Source organism: Kitasatospora sp. NPDC059146 (assembly GCF_042786665.1).
In the GTDB taxonomy this organism is placed as follows: domain Bacteria; phylum Actinomycetota; class Actinomycetes; order Streptomycetales; family Streptomycetaceae; genus Kitasatospora.
Map to the genome: position 1 here is coordinate 1 of NZ_JBHZCY010000030.1, position 16,397 is coordinate 16,397.

The following is a 16,397-nucleotide window of genomic DNA, read 5'->3' on the forward strand; positions in this document are numbered from 1 at the left end:
GGCTCTGGTACGGGTGGTGGTGGGTGCTGCCGATGTGCAGCTCCTCGTCGGGCCTGCCCGCGAGCCTGGGCAGCACATGGGTGCCGAACGGGTCGGTGACGGTGACGGCGGTGCCGCTGCGGCGCACCTGGTGCGGCGAGCCGACGGAGTACGAGGCGAGCGCGAGCCCGGCGCTGGGGCTCGCCCCGGCGGTGGCGGTCCCGAAGAGGGCGCTGGACACGGTGAGCGCGGTCGGCGCGGTGCCGAGCGTGGTGTACCCGGACTGCTCGCCGGCGTAGGCGCTGCCGAAGGCGGCGCCGCCGGTCACGGTGGTGCCGGTGGGCACGGTGACCGGGACGGCGGTGCCCGCCGGGCCCTGGACGGTGACCACGCCGCCCTGGACGTAGCCGCTGACGGTGCCCGCGGTGCGGGCCTGCTGCCAGGCGGTCTGCTGCTGGAGGGTGGTGCCGGCGTCGGTGAGGGTCTGGTTGACCATCGGGGTGTCGGCCGTGTACCAACCGCGGTACGTCGACAGGATGTCCGTCAGCGCCTGCAGGGCGAGCCGGTCGTCGGTCAGGTTCGACTGGTGCATGAAGAACGGCCGCGGGTCGTTGCTCAGCACGTACCCGAGGGTGATCCTCGTCTGCATCGGCAGCACGTAGTCCGCCCAGCCGCGGTTCAGGTCCAGCGGCGTGATGCAGGTCGTGGTGGTCGGGTTGGCCTCGCAGTTGCCGCTGCCGCCGTTGGCCTTCGAGGCGTAGAGCCAGTTGTACTCGCTCACCTCGTCGGACTCGGTGGAGACGTTGTAGAACACGTTGACCGGGTGCCGGGGCACGCCGAGCGCCGAGGCGATCTGCCGTTGGCCGGTCTCCCGGGAGGCGTCCACGCCGAGCCACTGGATGTTGTTCTGGCTGAGCGCGGCGAGGAAGTTCGGGTTGTCGGCGGGCTGCTGCGGCAGCATCACGGTGCCGGAGTGCTCACCGGCGACCAGCTCGCCCGGCCGGAACGGCAGCCCGTTGGCCTGGCCGAACTGGATGTTCTGCTGGATCTGGCTGTTGACGGTGGCCTGGTCGACGTACTGGACCGCGCCGGTGGAGTCGGTCTGGCACTTCCACGGGATCACGGTGAAGTTCTGCACGCAGCCCAGGAACGGGTGCTGGTAGGTGTGGTCGAGCCACATGAAGCTGTTCTTGTTCGCCAGCAAGGCGGTGGTCAGCGGGTCGGTGCCGCCGTTGGCGTCCGCGTAGTCCAGGCTGGGGCCGCCGTTGAACAGGAAGTCCAGGGTGTAGCCGTTCTGCTGCTCCCAGGCGACGGTGGCGCTGACGTCCGCGGGTGTCATCCGGATCGGCGTGGTCGCCGGGACGCTTCCGACGCAGTCGCCCTCGCCCGGGGTGCAGTCGCCGCTCTGGCTCCACCGGGAGTTGGCGTTGAAGAGGTCGTCGATGTGGGCGGAGAAGTAGTTGCGCCAGTAGCCGAGGTGCACGCCCTTGGTGACCCAGTCCACGATGCCGTGCGCGAGCAGCCGGAACTGCTGCTGGTAGGAGTTGTAGGCGAAGGTGAGCACCAACTGCTGGCGGCCGCCGGAGGTGTAGACCCCGGCGAGGGAGCCCTGGGTGCCGGTGCCGGGGACGGTCTCGGTCAGGTACGGCTCGAAGTGCGAGCCGGTGGCCGGGTTGTCGGGCAGCGGGGTCGGCAGGTAGCCGTACGATCCGCTGCCGCCGGCGGTGCCCTCGAAGGCGACCGGGCCGTTCAGGTAGTGGAAGGCGTCGCCGCGGGCGGCGGCGGTCGCGGTGGCGGTGGTGGCGTCCAGCGAGCCGGACCAGGTCGGCGCGGCCAGGCCGGTGTTGGCGCCGGGCCAGACGTAGGCGTCCACCTGGCGGACCTGGTAGGTCTGCTCGTACCCGGTCAGCGTGCTCAGTTCGGCCGCGGAGAGCTGGGTCGGCGCGTCGTTGGGCAGCACCACGCCCTCGAAGTGCCCGTGCGGGGTGCCGTCGGCCAGGGTGTCGGCGAGGAAGCCCGCGGTGATCGTGGCCCGGCCGGCACTGGTCAGGTCGATGACGGTGGTGGGCACGCCCTCGGCGGCCAACTGCTGCCGGATGCCCTCGACCCAGGGGTTGCCGTCGGTGACCACCAGGACGTTCAGGTCCACCCGCGAGCTGGTGGCGGAGGCCGGGACGACGGTGGCCAGCCCGATCACCGTGGTGGCGACGGCCAGGGCGACGACGGGGAGGAAGCGAAAGGCCCTCACGCGGGAGCCCCCTGCGGTATTGCGGTGAATCGACTCATGTCAGCCGATGATGCCGGTCCGGAAGGGCCCGGCGCAGCAGCCTGGGAACAAGGTTTGCCAAGGTCTGGGGAATTGCTGGCGAAACCCTCGGAGGAACCGGCTCCACATCAATGCCGGTCACTGGGACGACATTTGACGAAGGCCTTGCGTCACGGCCCTGACCAGCCACTTTGCCCTTCCGGAGCCCTTCGCCGACCCCGGATCCCGCACTTCTGGCGAGCGCCTGACAATTCCTCGCCCGAGCGTGCCTCCCGGGATTTCTCCGGCCGCCGCCGGAATACCGGTCAGGTCAATTCGATCGCCCGCGCGGAGGCCCGGCCGGGGCCCGGCCCGGCAGGCCGCCGCCCATCGGGTACGAACCCCGGAACGGCGCGGCCGTCAGGGGCCCGTCAGCGGCGCGTCAGCAGTGCGTCAATCCGCGCGGGCACGAGGGCGGACCGGCGCAAGCTGGGGGACGTACCTGCACGTTCCGCAGGTCCTTCCGGAGGTGAGTCGCATGTCCGTGGTCGCTGCGTTCCATTCCGTCGTGCCCGACGTCCGCCGCCGGGGCCAGGGGCTGCGCGCCGCGTTCGCCCAGGTGCTGGAGCGGCTGGCCGCCAGCCCCCTGGACAGTCCCGTCCTGGGCGCGATGGGCGCGCCGCGCTCGACCGACCGCCCCGCCGCCGGACTGCACGCCCACTGGCACACCGTCACCCGCGCGGACGGGAGCACGGCTCTGGAGGCCGACTGGCGCCCCGGCCGCTGAGGCCACCGGCACCGCGACGGCCGTCCCGCACTCCCCTGGGCTCACCGAGGGGGCGCGGGGCGGCCGCCGCACGCCGGTACCGGGCGGGCCGCGCCGGTGATTTTGCCCTTCCGGATCGGGCACCGGTAGACACGGTCCCGACACGGTGCGTGACGACGCCGTGCGCGACCTCCGGAGGCCCCCGCCATGAGCGTGACGAATCGGTACCGGGACGCCTGGGAGGGCTTCTGGGGCGAGGCGCCCGAGCAGCCCGGCGCGGTGATCTGGGACGCCGAGCCGGCCCTCACCGCGGAGCGCCACCTCGCCCTGTTCCGGCCCCACCTGCACGACCCCGACCTGCCGGTGGTCGACCTGGGCTGCGGCAACGGCCGCCAGACCCGCTTCCTCGCCGAGCACTTCCCCCGGGCCGTCGGCGTCGACCTGTCCGGCACCGCCGTCGAGCTCGCCCGGCGCCAGGACCGGTCCGGCCGCGCCGAGTTCGCCCAGCTGGACGCCACCGACCCGGCCGCCGTCCGGGCCCTGCACGAGCGCCTGGGCGACGCCAACGTGTACGTGCGCGGGGTGATCCACCAGAGCGAGCCGGCCGACCGCCGGCCGGTCGCCGAGGCCGTCGCCACCCTGCTCGGATCGCGCGGCCGGGCCTTCCTGGTCGAACTGGCCGAGTCCGCCAAGGAGGTGCTCAAGGGGCTCGCCCAGTCCCCGGCCGGTCCGCCCCCGAAGCTGCGCCCGGTCTTCGCCCACGGGCTCGCCCCCGCCGAGGTGGCCGACGCGGCCTTCGACGGGCTGCTCCGCTCGGCCGGCCTCGCCGTCCTCGCCACCGGCGAACTTCCGCTGTCCCTGACCGAGTTCACCCCCGAGGGCGAACGGATCGAGCTGCCCGCCTGGTGGCTGGCGGTCGGCCCGGACGGCCGGCTGCCCGAGCCGCGCTGAACCCGTTGACGCCGCGGCGGCGTTGGACGAGTGTCAGGACGGACCGATCGTCAGGACTTGTCGTCGCACCCGCGCGCGGGGCGGAGGGAGCCGGGCCATGGGCATCGCACGTCGTGAACTCCTCAGGTGGGGCGTGGGGGCGGGCGGTGCGGCCGCCGTCGGCGCTCTGCTCGGGGCGCCCGCCGCCCTGGCCGCGGGCGGCCCGACCACCCCGGGCGGGGTGCCGACGGACAGCTGGATGGACCGGCTGGACGGGAGCCTCTCCCTGCTCGACCTCACCGTCCCGGGCACCCACGACTCCTGCTGCCAGAACCCCTGGTACGGCACCGAGTGGTCGCACACCCAGAACTGGGGCATCCCCCAGCAGTTGCAGGAGGGCGTCCGCTTCCTCGACATCCGCTGCAACGGCCTCCAGGGGGCGCCCGACGAACTCGGGATCTACCACTCCGACGCCTACCAGCACATCCGGCTCCAGGACGTGCTCGACCAGTGCCGCGCCTTCCTGGCGGCGCACCCGGGCGAGACGCTCCTGATGCGCCTGCGCAACGAGCGGGCCGGCGGCCAGGCCCTCGACGACCAGGAGTTCCAGCGGCGGGTCGACCACTACCTGGACGCGCTGGGCTACCGCGGCCTGTTCCACCTCTACGGCTGGCCCGCCCTCGGCGCGGCCCGCGGCAAGGTGGTGCTGCTCGCCGACTTCGCCAACCCCTGGGGCCTGATCGACTGGTCCAGCGGCCAGAACGCCTGGTTCGACACCCAGGACGTCTGGCAGACCGGCGGCACCGACCCCCTGGGCGACAAGGGCCGGTACGTCGTCGCCCAGTTCGACAAGGCCTTCGCCAGTCCGGGAAATCCGAGGATGTTCGTGAACTTCCTCAGTTACGCGGGCGGCTACTGGCCCCGGAACAGCTCGCAGGCCGTGATGGACCGGGCGGTTTACCCGTACCTGAGCGCGCGCACCCGGCAGCGCGCCCGGTTCGGCATCGTCCCGATGGACTTCCCGGACCTCCACGTGAACGTGCTGCAGATGCTCGTCGACAAGAACTTCGTCTGAGCACCGGTGTCCGTTCCGGTCTCCGGGGCCCCGGCCCGTCCACCGGAAAGAGGGTCAGGAGGAGGGCGTCACCGTCGGCACGAGGGTGGGAGTGGGGGTTGGGGTGGGGGTGGGCGAAGGGGTGGTGGCCAGGGCCTGCGCGCGGGCGGCGGCGCCGGACAGGGGCAGGGTGCAGTCGTCGCCGTCCTTCTGGTGGCCGCACACCCGCAGGACGGTGTTGGGCGCGTCGGCGTCCACCATCTTCGAGTAGTTGTCGTAGCCCCAGTGGATCAGGGCGGTCTCGTGCCCCCCGGTGCCGGTGGAGATGGTGGCACTGTCCCCCGGGGAGCCGTCGGTGATCCCGGCCCAGGCGGCCCGGCAGCGCGCACTGTAGTGGAGGTAGAGCACGACCTTGCCGATGGTGCCGGTCAGCACGGTCTGGTCGTCGGCCTCGCAGCCCATGGCCTGCGGGTCCTTGCCGGCGCAGCCGACGGACTGGCAGAGCTGGGGCGGCAGGGCGCCCGTGCTCACCGCGGGCGGGGCGATCGGGGCGGTCGGCTCGATCAGCGCGGGCACGTGCCCGGGGGAGGCCGCGGCGCCGCCATCGCCGTTCAGGCCGTGCAGGTAGAGGCCCGCGACCAGCAGGAGCACGGCGACAGCGGCGACCGCGACCAGCGCCTGCGGCCGCCGCCAGAGGGCGACGCGGGCGAGGGGGAGGGGGAGGGACACCGGGACGGGCAGTGGGACAGGGAGTGGGACGGGTACGGGCACGACGGCGGGCTCAGCGGCGGCGGTCGGGGCCGCCTCGGTCGGGGCAACGGCGGCCGGGGCCACGGCGGCCGGGGCGCCGGGCGTCGCCTCCGCGTCGCGCGCGGCCTCGGCCTGCCGCAGCAGGGAGGTGAGCAGCACGGCGTCGCAGTCCAGCGCGGCGATCAGGCCGGCCAGGGCCTGGGAGGTGATCAGACGCTTGCCGTTCAACCAGCGTTCCCAGGACGCCTTGCTGAGGTAGGTCAGCCGACCGAGCTCGGCGAGCGAGATCCGGTGCGCGTCCTTGACGGCGCGCAGTTCCTCGACCAGGCGTCGAGCGGGTTCCGAAAGATCGTCAGGGAGCGGTTTCCAGGACTGACTCACGTGTGGGGCACCTCTGGCAGGTCGTCGGCAGACTCGAACTGATCTTCTTTCGGATGATCAGCTTAATCTCTCCCGCCTCGCGCTCCCATCCGGTTTCCGCCGCACCCGGGCAGATCGTCTCAAGGGTTTCCTGATCCGCGTCCCAACCCGCAGCTCAGGACCCTGGGGACGACGCGCAGCGTCTCAGAAGCTCCGGAGACGGTCGAAGATCGGTGCCCGATCGCGCAGAGTTGGCCGCGCCGGGTAGCCCAGGAGTCAACACCGGTTCTGGTCCGGTTAAAGACTTCGCCGCAGACAGCACGGACGGGGGGCGCCCGGTGCAGTTCGGATCCATGCACCACAACGGTCATCTCAGAGGAAGTTCGGGGAAACCTCATGGGCCGCCACCACGCGTCCGAGATCACATCACCATCACCTGAGTCACTCGCGTCACTCACCTCACTCGCGTCACCCGCAGCAGCGGTAGCAGCCGCCTCACCCGCCGACCGGCTCGCCGGCGAGCTGCAGTCCTTGAAGAACCGGTCGGGCCTCACCTACGCCCGGCTCAGCGAACGCACCCACTACGCGAAGTCCTCGTGGGAGCGCTGGGTGAACGGGAAGCAGTTCCCCCCGCGCGGCGCGGTGCAGAGCATCGCGGTCGTCTGCGGGGGCGATGCGGAGCTCCTGCTGGAGCTCTGGCACCTCGCGGAGAGCCGACGCCTCGTGTCGGCCGCGCCGGGGGCCCCCGGGCCCGGCGGCACCGCCTCCCCGTCCGGGCCGGCCGACGGACCGGCGGCCGACGCCCCGGACGGGGAGGACCACCCGGAGTGCCCGCACGTGCGGCAGGCCGCCCTGCTGCGGCGGCTGGCCCTGGTCTCCCTCGCGGTCGGCGCGGGCGGGGTCCTGGCGGCCGCCGGACGGCGCTCCCTGCGGCGCGGGGCCTGACCGGCCGCGCCCGACCACCCTGGTCCCTGTGGGCAGCACAGGAACCTCGACGCACCGCCGGAGACACCGGAACCACCCGGCACCACCGGCACACGACAGAGCGGCACCGCGCCCTTGGGGAGGGCGCGGTGCCGCCGCCGTTGTGGCCCGGACAGGGCCGTGGCGTCCGCCGTTACGCGACGCCGTCCTGCCACCACCAGAAGCCCGAGCCGTAGTTGGAGTGCTCGATCCGGCTGTCCACGTGCTGCCAGGAGACGGTGTGGGTCTCCAGGCCCGAGAAGCCGCAGGTCTCGGCGATCCGGTAGACGTCCAGCGTGGACAGGCCGGAGACCGCCGTGTCGGCCGCCACCCCGTAGGTGTGCATGGAGTTGCCCGCCCCGCCCACGGAGGCGTTGTACGCGGTGCTGCGGAAGCCGGAGTTGATGGTGACCGCGCGGTCGCCCGCCTTCTTCCGCAGCGCCTCCAGCTTGTACATGGTGCGGCGGACGTTCTCCTTCACCTCGTCGGCGCCGACGTTGCCGCCGCCGAAGCCCGAGCCGTCGTGGCTGGTGAACTCGGACCAGTTGAAGTGGGCGGTGGAACCGTCCGACTTCTCCAGCGCGTTCAGCGCGCCGAAGGTCTGCGGGCCGGCCACGCCGTCCGCGCTGAGCCCGTAGGCGGCCTGGAACCGGCGCACCGCGGCCGCGGTGCCGGGCCCGAAGGAGCCGTCCACGGCCACGCAGGTCTGCGAGGCGGAGTCCGCCGCCCAGCCCGCGACCCGGATCTGGAGCTCGGTCACGGCGGAACCGGAGGAACCCTGGCCGAGGTTGCCGGACCAGCCGTAGGCGGCGGCCGGACGCGCGAGGCCGACGTTGGCCACCGCGGCGAGCCCGGCCGCGGCCACCGCGCCGGTGCCGTAGCGCAGCAGGGCGCGACGGTTGAGGGAAGAGCTGTTCACCACGTGCTCCTTCGAGGAGTCGACAGGGGAGGACGTCGTACGGGGCGGTGCGGGTGGCCGGTCAGGACCGGCCGGCCGGTCAGTACCAGTTGTGGGACTGCCAGAAGCTCCAGGCGTTGCACGGGGAGCCGTAGCGGCTCTGGATGTAGTCCAGGCCCCACTGGAGCTGGGTGGCCGGGTTGGTCCGCCAGTCGGAGCCCGCGCCGGCCATCTTGTCGCCGGGCAGCGACTGCGGGATGCCGTAGGCGCCGGAGGAGGGGTTGGTCGCGTAGACCTTCCAGCCGCTCTCGTGGTTGTAGATCTGGTCCAGGCAGCCGAACTGGCCGCTGACGCTCCAGCCGTGGGCGGGGAACTTCCACTGGGCGGTGATCTGCACCGTGCGGGCGACGCCCATCGCGTTCATGGTGGCCGGGCCGGCGATGCCGTCGTTGCTCAGGTTGTGGGAGTGCTGCCAGGTGCTGACGGCGCTGGTGGTGCCGTCGCCGTAGGCGCCGTCGGCGCCCGAGCCGGCCACCCGCTGGACCTCGGCGACCTTGTTGTGCAGGGCGAGTTCGGTGCGGCCGCCGTAGACGCCGTCCTCGTCGAGGCCGTTGTCGTGCTGGAAGCTGCGGACGGCAGCGGTGGTCTGCGGGCCGTAGTTGCCGTCGACGCCGCCGCTCGCGAGGTAGCCGATACCCACCAGGTTGCGCTGGACCCAGGTGGTGCTGTCGGTGGCCTGGGCCGCCTGTGCGGGCAGCAGGGCCAGCACGGCGGCGGCGAGCACGCCTGCGGCGAGCGCGCGCAGGGCCGAGGTTTTCTTCACGGTCGATCCCATTCCGTCGGGTGCCTGTCGGTCGATCAAGCAGTGCCGCCCACTCTCGGGGGGCGGCCGCCCGTCCCTCCAGGCGTCGGCGGCACCAGGGACGTCCCGGGTGCGCCGGGGACGGTGGGCGGAGGCGGTGGGACGGGCCCCCGAGACGCGTGGGACGGGCCTGGGACGGGCCTGGGACGGCCCCGACGGGCGCTCGGGAGGCCGGTGACCGGGTCAGGCCAGCAGTCGGCTCCAGGTCCGGGCGTCCACCAGGCCGTCGGCCGGCAGCCCGGCGGAGGACTGGAAGGACGTCACCCCGGTCTGGGTGCCCGGGCCGAACGCGCCGTCCACGCTCACCTGGATGCCGTGCGCGACCAGCTGGCTCTGCACGGCCTGCACCGCGCTGCCCGAGGCACCGCGGGCCAGCGGCGCCACGGCCTGGCTCCAGGTCTGGTTGCCCGCGACGCCGTCGGCCGACGCGTGGGTGGTGTTCTGGAAGGCGGTGACGGCGGCCTGGGTCGTGGGCCCGTACGAGCCGTCCACGGTCAGCGACTGGCCGCGCTGCACCAGCAGGTACTGCAGCGTCCGCACCTTCTCGCCCGAGGCGCCGCTGCCGAGCACCGGCCAGACCGGGCCGGTCGGGTCCCCGCCGATCCGAGCGGCGACGTCCCGGCGGATCTGCGGGATCAGCGCGTAGAGGCGGTCGCCGGGGCACTCGGTGTTGTTGAAGTCGCGGTGCCCGTAGACCTGGTAGGCGCGCAGCCCGTACTGCTGGCAGATGTAGGTGATCAGGTCGATCAGCGCGGCGTACTGCTGGCTGCGCGGGTCGACGGTGCTGTACGTGCCCTCGTTCTCGATGCCGATGGCCACCGTGTTCTGCGCGGTGCAGTGGGCGCCCTCGACGTGCTGGCCGCCGCCGCGCAGGGTGGCCAGGCTGCTGTGGCGGCCCTCCATGACGTAGGCGCCGCGGCTGACGGTGAAGTGCTGGCCGGTGTCGATCCAGTGCTCGCTGTCCATCTGGTAGGTCTGCATCGAGCGGGCCAGCGAGAAGGCGGCGGCCTGGGAGTAGTCCGTCACGTTGGGCGTGGCGGTGTGGTGGACGATCACCTTGTCCGGCGCGCCCGGGACGACGTTGAGCGGGCTGCTCGCCGGGCGGGCGCCCCAGGCGCCGGTGTCGGCGATCACCGGGCCGGTAGCGGCGGCGGCCGCCCCGGTGGTCAGGGCGGAGCCCAGCAGGGCGCCGGTGCCGACGGCGAAGGCGCCGGCCAGGAAGGTGCGGCGGCCGGGGCCGACGGGGGCGGAGGTCGGGTCAACGGCGTTCATAGGGGGCGACCTGGTCCTTCGGGGAGCGGGAGGGGACGGAAGGACCCCTGCCCCCGGGCCTGCTGACGGCACGGGGGCAGGGGTGGCCTCGGACTCGGCGGGGGTCCGCACGTCCGCACCTCGGCGGACCGGACGGCAGTCACGCTAGGAGCGGCCCGCGCCCGTCCGCCACGCTTCGCCGTCCCCTCCCGCGTCCCAGCACCGTCCCGGGACGGCCAGGGCGTGCCCTGACGCCGCAGGCCCGCCCGTCAGGCCCGCCCGTCAGGCCCGCTCGTCAGGCCCGCCGCACCCGGACGCCGCTCTCGGCGATCGCCTGCTCCTGGGCGTCCGGCAGCCCCGCGTCCGTCACCAGGTCGTGGACGTCGGTGAGCGGGCAGATCGAGGCGAAGGTGACCCGGCCGACCTTGGTCCGGTCGGCGAGCACGACGGTGTGCGCGCTGCTGCGCAGGAACGCCCGGTCGGTCTGGGCCTCCATCTCGTCGTGGGTGGTGCAGCCCTGCTGGACGGTCAGCCCGTCCACGCCGATGAAGGCGAGGTCCAGGTGGTACTGGTCGAGCATCCGCTCGGCCGCCGGGCCGACCAGCTCGTAGCTGGCCGAGCGGGCCAGGCCGCCGATCACGACCAGGCGGACCTCGGGGCGGACGATCAGCTCGGCGGCGATGTTCACCGCGTTGGTGACCACGGTGAGGTTGCCGCGCTCGGCGAGCACCCGGGCCAGCTCGGTGGTGGTGGTGCCGCCGGTCAGACCGACCACGGCGCCCTCCGGCACCAGTTCGGCGGCGGCCCGGGCGATCCGGCGCTTCTCCTCCGCCTGCTGGTCGCTCCGGTGCCGCAGCGGGATCTCCAGGTTGACCGCCCCGGTCACCGCACCGCCGCGGGTGCGCTGGAGCAGCCCCTGGTCCTGCAGTTCCTGGAGGTCCCGGCGCACGGTCGCGTCGGACACCCCGAGCAGGTCGGAGAGCGTCCGCACGTCCGCGCTCCCCGCCTCGGCGATGTGCGAGACGATCCTGGCGGCGCGATCAGCTTTGAGCATGGACGGAGTGTAGTTCAGCCCGGGTCGACGGTCGGTGACTGCACCCGCGGACAGCTCCGCGCACCCGCGCGCAGCGAACCGCGCAGCCGACAGTGCAGCCAACCGCGCAGCCCGGCGGCGGGCGCCGGTTCACGGCGGGACGGCCGGTCAGGGCGAGACGGCGGCCCGGTCCGCCGCCCGGGGCGCGGTCAGCACGCCGAGCAGCCGGGTGACCTCGCGGGCCACCGCCGCCCTCCCGTCCCCCAGGTAGGTCCGGGTGTCCACCAGTGCGGGTTCGGCGGCGAGCCGGTCGCGGACCGCTTCGGTGAAGGCCTTGTTGAGGTGGGTGGCGATGTTGACCTTCGTCATCCCGTGGGCGACCGCCGCCGCGAGGACGGGCTCCGCGACCCCGGAGGAGCCGTGCAGCACCAGCGGCACCGGGACGGCGGCCCGCAGCGCGGTGATCAGGTCGAGGTCCAGCGCCGCCGTGCGGGTGAGCATGGCGTGCGAGGTGCCGACGGCCACGGCCAGCGCGTCGACGCCGGTGCGGGCCACGAACTCGGCGGCCTGCGCCGGGTCCGTCCGGGCCCCGGGGGCGTGCACCCCGTCCTTGCCGCCGACCTCGCCGAGTTCGGCCTCCACCCAGACGCCCGCCTCCTGGCACTGCCGGGCCACCTCGGCGGTGGTGCGCACGTTCTCCTCGTACGGCAGCGCCGAGGCGTCGAACATCACCGAGCCGAACCCCAGCGCGAGCGCCTCCGCCACCAGCGGCCGCTCGGTCGCGTGGTCCAGGTGGACGGCCACCGGCACGGCGGCGGCCCGGGCCACCGCGAGCGTCGCCGCGCCGATCGGCGCCAGGCCGCCGTGGTAGCGCACCGCGTTCTGGCTGAGTTGCAGCACCACCGGCACCCCGGCGGCCTCGGCCCCGGCGACAATGGCCTCGGCGTGTTCCAGCTGGATGACGTTGAACGCCCCCACGCCGCGGCCGCCGTCCACCGCGGGCGCGACGATCTCTCCGGTTCCGACCAGGGTCACGGTGCTCCTTGGGGCTGTGCCGTCAGCGGACGGGCGGGGCGGGTGGCCGGGCCGGGCGGGCGCTCCGCCGGGCGGCCGGTCACGGCTGGTCCAGCACGATCGAGCGGGTGAGGTGGCGCGGCCGGTCGGGGTCGAGGCCGCGCCGGACGGCGAGGCCGACGGCCAGGCGCTGGACCCGGACCAGTTCGGCCAGCGGGTCGAGCCCGGGCACGCTGACCGCGGCGCCGGTCGCCCCGGCCTGGTCGGCCAGGCCCGCCGGCGGGGTGTCCAGGAACCAGACCAGGCCCTCGGGGCCGCTGACGCTGATCGGGCCGTGCCGGTACTCCATCGCCGGGTAGGCCTCGGTCCAGGCGGCGGAGGCCTCCCGGACCTTGAGGGCGGCCTCGTTCGCCACCCCGCAGCTCCAGCCGGTGCCGAGGAAGGTGAACTGCCGCGCCTCCAGGGCGCCCCGGGGCAGCGGCTCGGCGAGCGCCGTACGGGCCTGGGCGGGCAGGTCGGCCGGTGCGGCGCCGAGGTGGGCGCGCAGCAGGACGAGGGCGGTGGTGGCGAACCTGGTCTGGACGACGGACCGCTCGTCGGCGAACTCCAGCGCCACCAGGTGGCGGGCGGCGGCGCCGACCGGGGTCCCGGGGTCGGCGGTGATCGCGACCGTCTCGGTGCCGCCCACCCGGGCGAGGGCGTCGAGCACCTCGGTGGTGGTGCCGGAGCGGGTGAGCGCGACGATCCGGTCGTACCGGCGGCCGAGCGGGAACTCGGAGGCGGCGAAGGCGTCGGTCTCGCCGTGCCCGAGGGATTCGCGCAGCGCCGCGTAGGCCTGGGCGATGTAGAGCGAGGTGCCGCAGCCGATGACGGCGACCCGCTCACCGGGTTCGGGCAGGTGTTGCGGGGCCAGTTCCAGGGCGCGCTGCCAGCAGTCGGGCTGGCTGGCGATCTCTTCGTCGACGTGGGCCATCAGGTCCTCCTGCGCGAGACTGCACGAATGTGCGTGAAGATGATCGATTTATAGTCGAGACCTCCATCATTGCGCAACAGTGCGCAGTCCCGATCATCTTCGAGCAGGGCGCCCGGGAGTCGGCGATTGTGCGAAGCACTGGTGAAGATCATCACCCTTATCACCGATCCGAGGGATTCCGGCGCTTCCTTGTATCCAGCGGTGGCTAAGCTCCCCGTACTGTGACTGAACGTCAGACAGGCCGAACAGCCCAGCAGACCGCCGATGTCGTCATCCTCGGCGCCGGACCGGCCGGACTCACCCTCGGGAACCTCCTCCGAGCCGCCGGCATCGACTGCGTCGTCCTCGAACGGGCCGACCCCGAGCACGTCCGGACCAGGGCCCGGGCCGGGTTCCTCGCTGCCAACACCGTCCGCGTCCTGGACCGCCACGGCCTCGCCGACGGCCTGCACCGCCACGGGAAACCGCACGGCACCTGCGAGTTCCGCACCGAGGACGGCAGCTTCCGGCTCGACTACGGCGCCCTCGGCCGCCGCGAACTCCACACCGTCTACCCCCAACAGGACCTGGTCACCGACCTCCTGACGCACTACCTGGCGGCTGGCGGCCGGATCGCCTTCGAGACCGAGGCCCGGGCCGTCGAGGGCATCGACGGCCCCGCCCCCACCGTCACCGTGCGCGACGCCGAGGGCCGCCCCGGCCGCTGGCGGGCCCGCTACGTGGCCGGCTGCGACGGCCGCCACGGCGCGGCCCGCCGCTCGCTGCCCCCCGACACCCGCCGGTACCACCGCGACCACGGCGTCTCCTGGCTCGCCCTGCTGGCCGAGGCGCCCCCGAGCATGGACGCCGTCGGCTACGCGATGCACCCCGACGGCTTCGCCGGCCACATGGCCCGCACCGCCGACGTCACCCGCTACTACCTCCAGTGCGCGCCCGGCACCCCCGCCGACGCCTGGTCGGAGGAGCGGATCCGGACCGCCCTCGACCGGCGGCTGCGCGCCGACGAGCACGGGCCGCTGCACCACGGCCGGATCCTCCACCGCTCCGTCGTCCACCTGGAGTCGGACGTGCTCGACCGACTCCGGTACGGCTCACTGCTGTTGGCCGGGGACGCCGCCAGCCTCCCCGCCCCGGCCGCCGCGAAGGGCGCCAACCTGGCCGTCCTGGAGGCGGAACTGCTCGCCGAGGCGCTGATCGACGAGCTCCAGCGGGGCGACGCCCGGGCGCTCGACGGCTACTCCGCGCGCTGCCTCACCCACATATGGCGGGCCCAGGAGTTCGCCCACTGGATGATCCAGCTCCTGCACTCCCCCGTCGGCCCGGGGAGCGGCGCGGCAGTCGGCCCGGCGGTCGGCCCGGCGGTCGGTGCCCAAGCCGGCCCGGCAGAGGAATCGTTCTTCCACGAAGCCATGCGGCGCTCCCGCGTCGAATCCCTGCGCACCTCGCGCACCCACCAGGACTGGTTCGCCGAGAACTACGTCGGCATCTGACCCGCCCTGCCCACCGGGCGCCCCCGCCCCCGCACCAAGGACTCCCTCCCCATGACCGCGACACCCCCGGACGACACCGCCCGCCTGCGGGCGACGGCCGAGTTCGTCAGGGAGCACGACACCACGACCCTGCTCCCGCTGCTGCTGCCCGACCTCGACGGACCGGAACTGCGGGCCCTGGCCGAACGCTGCCGCTTCTCGCACGCCGCCCTGCTCGTCCTGCCCCCGGACGACGCCACCCTCCGCGCCCGACTCGCCTCCTGCGGACTGGAACCCGACGCGCCCCCGCAACCCAGCGTGGTGGTCCGCAGCCGGCTCGCCCGCCGGTACGGACGCGCCGAGGCCGAGCTCGACGTCAGCATCCTGCGCCCGCCGGTGCCCGGCCCCGACGGGGAACGCAGCGTCGAGGTGTTCGTGCTCACCGTGCCGCCCGGCTCCGACCTCGCCGAACTCGCCGACCAGGAGCGCGCCCACGAGCACGAGGCCCACCTCGCCTTCGACGTCGCCCACCCCGACCCGCTGGCACTGCGCGGGCTGTGCGCGCTGCTCACCCGGCACGGCGCCGCCCCCGACGGCGGCGGCTACAACCCCCACGAGGACTCCACCGTCCTCTACTTCACCACCCCGGCCGGCTCCCGCACCGGGTACCGGCGGGTCGAGCTCCACGCCCACGGCGACCACCGCACGGTCCTCGCCGACCACCTGGGCGAGGACCCCACCCAGCGCTCGGCCGAGACCCTGCTGCACCAGCTCACCGGCGCCTGGACCACCCAGGCCCTGGCGGTCAGCGCCCGGATGGGCCTGCCCGACGCCCTGGACACCCGCACCGCCACCGCGCCGCGGCAGCTCGCCGACGCCCTCGGCGCCGACCCGCAGAGCCTCGCCACCCTGCTGCGCTACCTCGCCATGCTCGGCGTCGTCGCCGAACACCCCGACGGCTACCGGCTCACCGGCACCGGCGCCCTGCTGCGCGCCGACGCCCCGGCGTCGATGCGGCCGCTGGCGCTGATGTACGGCGGCCCGTTCTACCGGTCCTTCGCGGAGCTGGAGCACACCGTGCGCACCGGGGAGGCCGCCTTCGACCACCTCTTCGGCGAGAACCACTTCGACCACTTCGCCCGCGACCCCGAACTCGCCGAACTCTTCGACCTGTCGATGGCCGCCAGCGCCCGGATGTTCGACCCGCTCCCGGACCACCCGGTCGTCACCGCCGCGGGCTCCCGCGCCGCCGCCGGGACGGTCGTCGACATCGCCGGCGGCAACGGCGAACTGCTCTGCCGGCTGCTCGCCGCCCACCCCCGGCTGCGCGGCGTCCTGCTGGAACGCCCGCACGCCGTCGAGGCCGCGCGCCGCCGCCTCGACGCCGCCGGCCTCGGCGGGCGCTGCGGCTACGTGACCGGCGACTTCGCCGACGTCCCCGGCGACGCCGACGTCTACGTGCTGTCCCGGGTGCTGCACGACTGGGACGACGAACGCTGCGCCGAGATCCTGCGGCACTGCGCCCGGGCCATGCCCGCCCACGCCGACCTGCTGATCGTCGAACGGCTGCTGCCCGCCGACGGCTCGGCCTCGCTGGCCACCGCGTGGGACCTGCACATGATGGCCAACACCGGCGGGCGCGAGCGCCGCGCCGACCACTACGGCCGGCTGCTCGCCGACGCCGGGCTGCACCTGCTGGACCACCGCCCGCTCCCGCTGGGCGCCGCCGTCCTGCACGCCCGCCGGGCCGCCGTCCCGGCCCCGACCGGCCCGTCCCCCGCCCCGGCCCGCGCCGGCGCGTAGCCCTCGGGTGCCCCGCCTCCGCCTCGGCGGCGGGGCACCCCACGGCG

Annotated in this window: 14 protein-coding genes; 6 read left to right on the forward strand and 8 right to left on the reverse strand. The window is 74.0% G+C overall.

What is annotated here, in order from left to right; all coding sequences use genetic code 11:
• On the reverse strand, window positions 1-2,227 hold a 2,227-nt coding region (locus ACFXPX_RS15740), incomplete at its 3' end, for a hypothetical protein (protein ID WP_380641621.1).
• Between the two features lie 535 nt (window positions 2,228-2,762).
• Here ACFXPX_RS15740 and ACFXPX_RS15745 point away from each other — a divergent pair.
• The 3 genes from ACFXPX_RS15745 to ACFXPX_RS15755 all read left to right on the forward strand — a co-directional run bounded on the left by ACFXPX_RS15745 (window position 2,763) and on the right by ACFXPX_RS15755 (window position 4,995).
• The gene (locus ACFXPX_RS15745; protein WP_380641623.1) at window positions 2,763-3,011 is read left to right on the forward strand and encodes a hypothetical protein; all 249 of its coding nucleotides are present in this window, start codon (window positions 2,763-2,765) and stop codon (window positions 3,009-3,011) included.
• A 186-nt stretch (window positions 3,012-3,197) separates the two neighbouring features.
• Window positions 3,198-3,941: a class I SAM-dependent methyltransferase gene (locus ACFXPX_RS15750; RefSeq protein ID WP_375891563.1), complete on the forward strand. Its 744-nt coding sequence runs from the start codon at window positions 3,198-3,200 to the stop codon at window positions 3,939-3,941.
• A gap of 97 nt (window positions 3,942-4,038) precedes the next feature.
• The gene (locus ACFXPX_RS15755) at window positions 4,039-4,995 is read left to right on the forward strand and encodes a phosphatidylinositol-specific phospholipase C (RefSeq protein ID WP_380641625.1); all 957 of its coding nucleotides are present in this window, start codon (window positions 4,039-4,041) and stop codon (window positions 4,993-4,995) included.
• Between the two features lie 54 nt (window positions 4,996-5,049).
• Here ACFXPX_RS15755 and ACFXPX_RS15760 read toward each other — a convergent pair whose 3' ends face one another.
• Entirely contained in the window at window positions 5,050-6,105 is a 1,056-nt protein-coding gene (locus tag ACFXPX_RS15760; RefSeq protein WP_380641627.1) for a DUF2690 domain-containing protein, read from the reverse strand.
• Between the two features lie 375 nt (window positions 6,106-6,480).
• Here ACFXPX_RS15760 and ACFXPX_RS15765 point away from each other — a divergent pair, with 375 nt between their 5' ends.
• The gene (locus ACFXPX_RS15765; RefSeq protein ID WP_380641629.1) at window positions 6,481-7,029 is read left to right on the forward strand and encodes a helix-turn-helix domain-containing protein; all 549 of its coding nucleotides are present in this window, start codon (window positions 6,481-6,483) and stop codon (window positions 7,027-7,029) included.
• Between the two features lie 172 nt (window positions 7,030-7,201).
• On the opposite strand, the gene ACFXPX_RS15770 is transcribed toward ACFXPX_RS15765, so the two are convergent.
• The 6 genes from ACFXPX_RS15770 to ACFXPX_RS15795 form a co-directional block, all read right to left on the reverse strand.
• The gene (locus ACFXPX_RS15770) at window positions 7,202-7,966 is read right to left on the reverse strand and encodes a D-Ala-D-Ala carboxypeptidase family metallohydrolase (protein WP_375891571.1); all 765 of its coding nucleotides are present in this window, start codon (window positions 7,964-7,966) and stop codon (window positions 7,202-7,204) included.
• A gap of 79 nt (window positions 7,967-8,045) precedes the next feature.
• Window positions 8,046-8,768 carry a peptidoglycan-binding protein gene (locus ACFXPX_RS15775; RefSeq protein WP_380522649.1) on the reverse strand — a complete coding sequence of 241 codons (723 nt, stop codon included), beginning with the start codon at window positions 8,766-8,768 and terminating at the stop codon, window positions 8,046-8,048.
• Between the two features lie 222 nt (window positions 8,769-8,990).
• Complete coding sequence (locus ACFXPX_RS15780) at window positions 8,991-10,079, reverse strand: N-acetylmuramoyl-L-alanine amidase (protein WP_380641631.1); 1,089 nt, start codon at window positions 10,077-10,079, stop codon at window positions 8,991-8,993.
• A 274-nt stretch (window positions 10,080-10,353) separates the two neighbouring features.
• The gene (locus tag ACFXPX_RS15785) at window positions 10,354-11,112 is read right to left on the reverse strand and encodes a DeoR/GlpR family DNA-binding transcription regulator (protein ID WP_380522652.1); all 759 of its coding nucleotides are present in this window, start codon (window positions 11,110-11,112) and stop codon (window positions 10,354-10,356) included.
• Between the two features lie 147 nt (window positions 11,113-11,259).
• On the reverse strand, window positions 11,260-12,126 hold the full coding sequence (locus tag ACFXPX_RS15790) for a ketose-bisphosphate aldolase (RefSeq protein ID WP_380641633.1): 867 nt from the start codon (window positions 12,124-12,126) through the stop codon (window positions 11,260-11,262).
• Window positions 12,127-12,205: 79 nt separating this feature from the next.
• A complete protein-coding gene (locus tag ACFXPX_RS15795) occupies window positions 12,206-13,078 on the reverse strand; it encodes an SIS domain-containing protein (RefSeq protein WP_380522654.1) in 873 nt (290 codons plus the stop codon).
• Between the two features lie 221 nt (window positions 13,079-13,299).
• On the opposite strand from ACFXPX_RS15795, the gene ACFXPX_RS15800 reads away from it, so the two are divergent.
• Window positions 13,300-14,568, forward strand: coding sequence for a 4-hydroxybenzoate 3-monooxygenase (locus tag ACFXPX_RS15800; protein ID WP_380641635.1), 1,269 nt, complete (start codon window positions 13,300-13,302; stop codon window positions 14,566-14,568).
• A 51-nt stretch (window positions 14,569-14,619) separates the two neighbouring features.
• Complete coding sequence (locus ACFXPX_RS15805; protein WP_380641637.1) at window positions 14,620-16,350, forward strand: methyltransferase; 1,731 nt, start codon at window positions 14,620-14,622, stop codon at window positions 16,348-16,350.
• Window positions 16,351-16,397: the final 47 nt, after the last annotated feature.

Excerpts from the sequence above, each read along its gene's own strand:
- ACFXPX_RS15780 (WP_380641631.1), bottom strand. The coding sequence starts at position 10,079 with ATGAACGCCGTTGACCCGACCTCCGCCCCCGTCGGCCCCGGCCGCCGC.
- ACFXPX_RS15785 (WP_380522652.1), bottom strand. The coding sequence starts at position 11,112 with ATGCTCAAAGCTGATCGCGCCGCCAGGATCGTCTCGCACATCGCCGAG.
- ACFXPX_RS15765 (WP_380641629.1), top strand. The coding sequence starts at position 6,481 with ATGGGCCGCCACCACGCGTCCGAGATCACATCACCATCACCTGAGTCA.
- ACFXPX_RS15805 (WP_380641637.1), top strand. The coding sequence starts at position 14,620 with ATGACCGCGACACCCCCGGACGACACCGCCCGCCTGCGGGCGACGGCC.
- ACFXPX_RS15795 (WP_380522654.1), bottom strand. The coding sequence starts at position 13,078 with ATGGCCCACGTCGACGAAGAGATCGCCAGCCAGCCCGACTGCTGGCAG.
- ACFXPX_RS15755 (WP_380641625.1), top strand. The coding sequence starts at position 4,039 with ATGGGCATCGCACGTCGTGAACTCCTCAGGTGGGGCGTGGGGGCGGGC.
- ACFXPX_RS15750 (WP_375891563.1), top strand. The coding sequence starts at position 3,198 with ATGAGCGTGACGAATCGGTACCGGGACGCCTGGGAGGGCTTCTGGGGC.
- ACFXPX_RS15745 (WP_380641623.1), top strand. The coding sequence starts at position 2,763 with ATGTCCGTGGTCGCTGCGTTCCATTCCGTCGTGCCCGACGTCCGCCGC.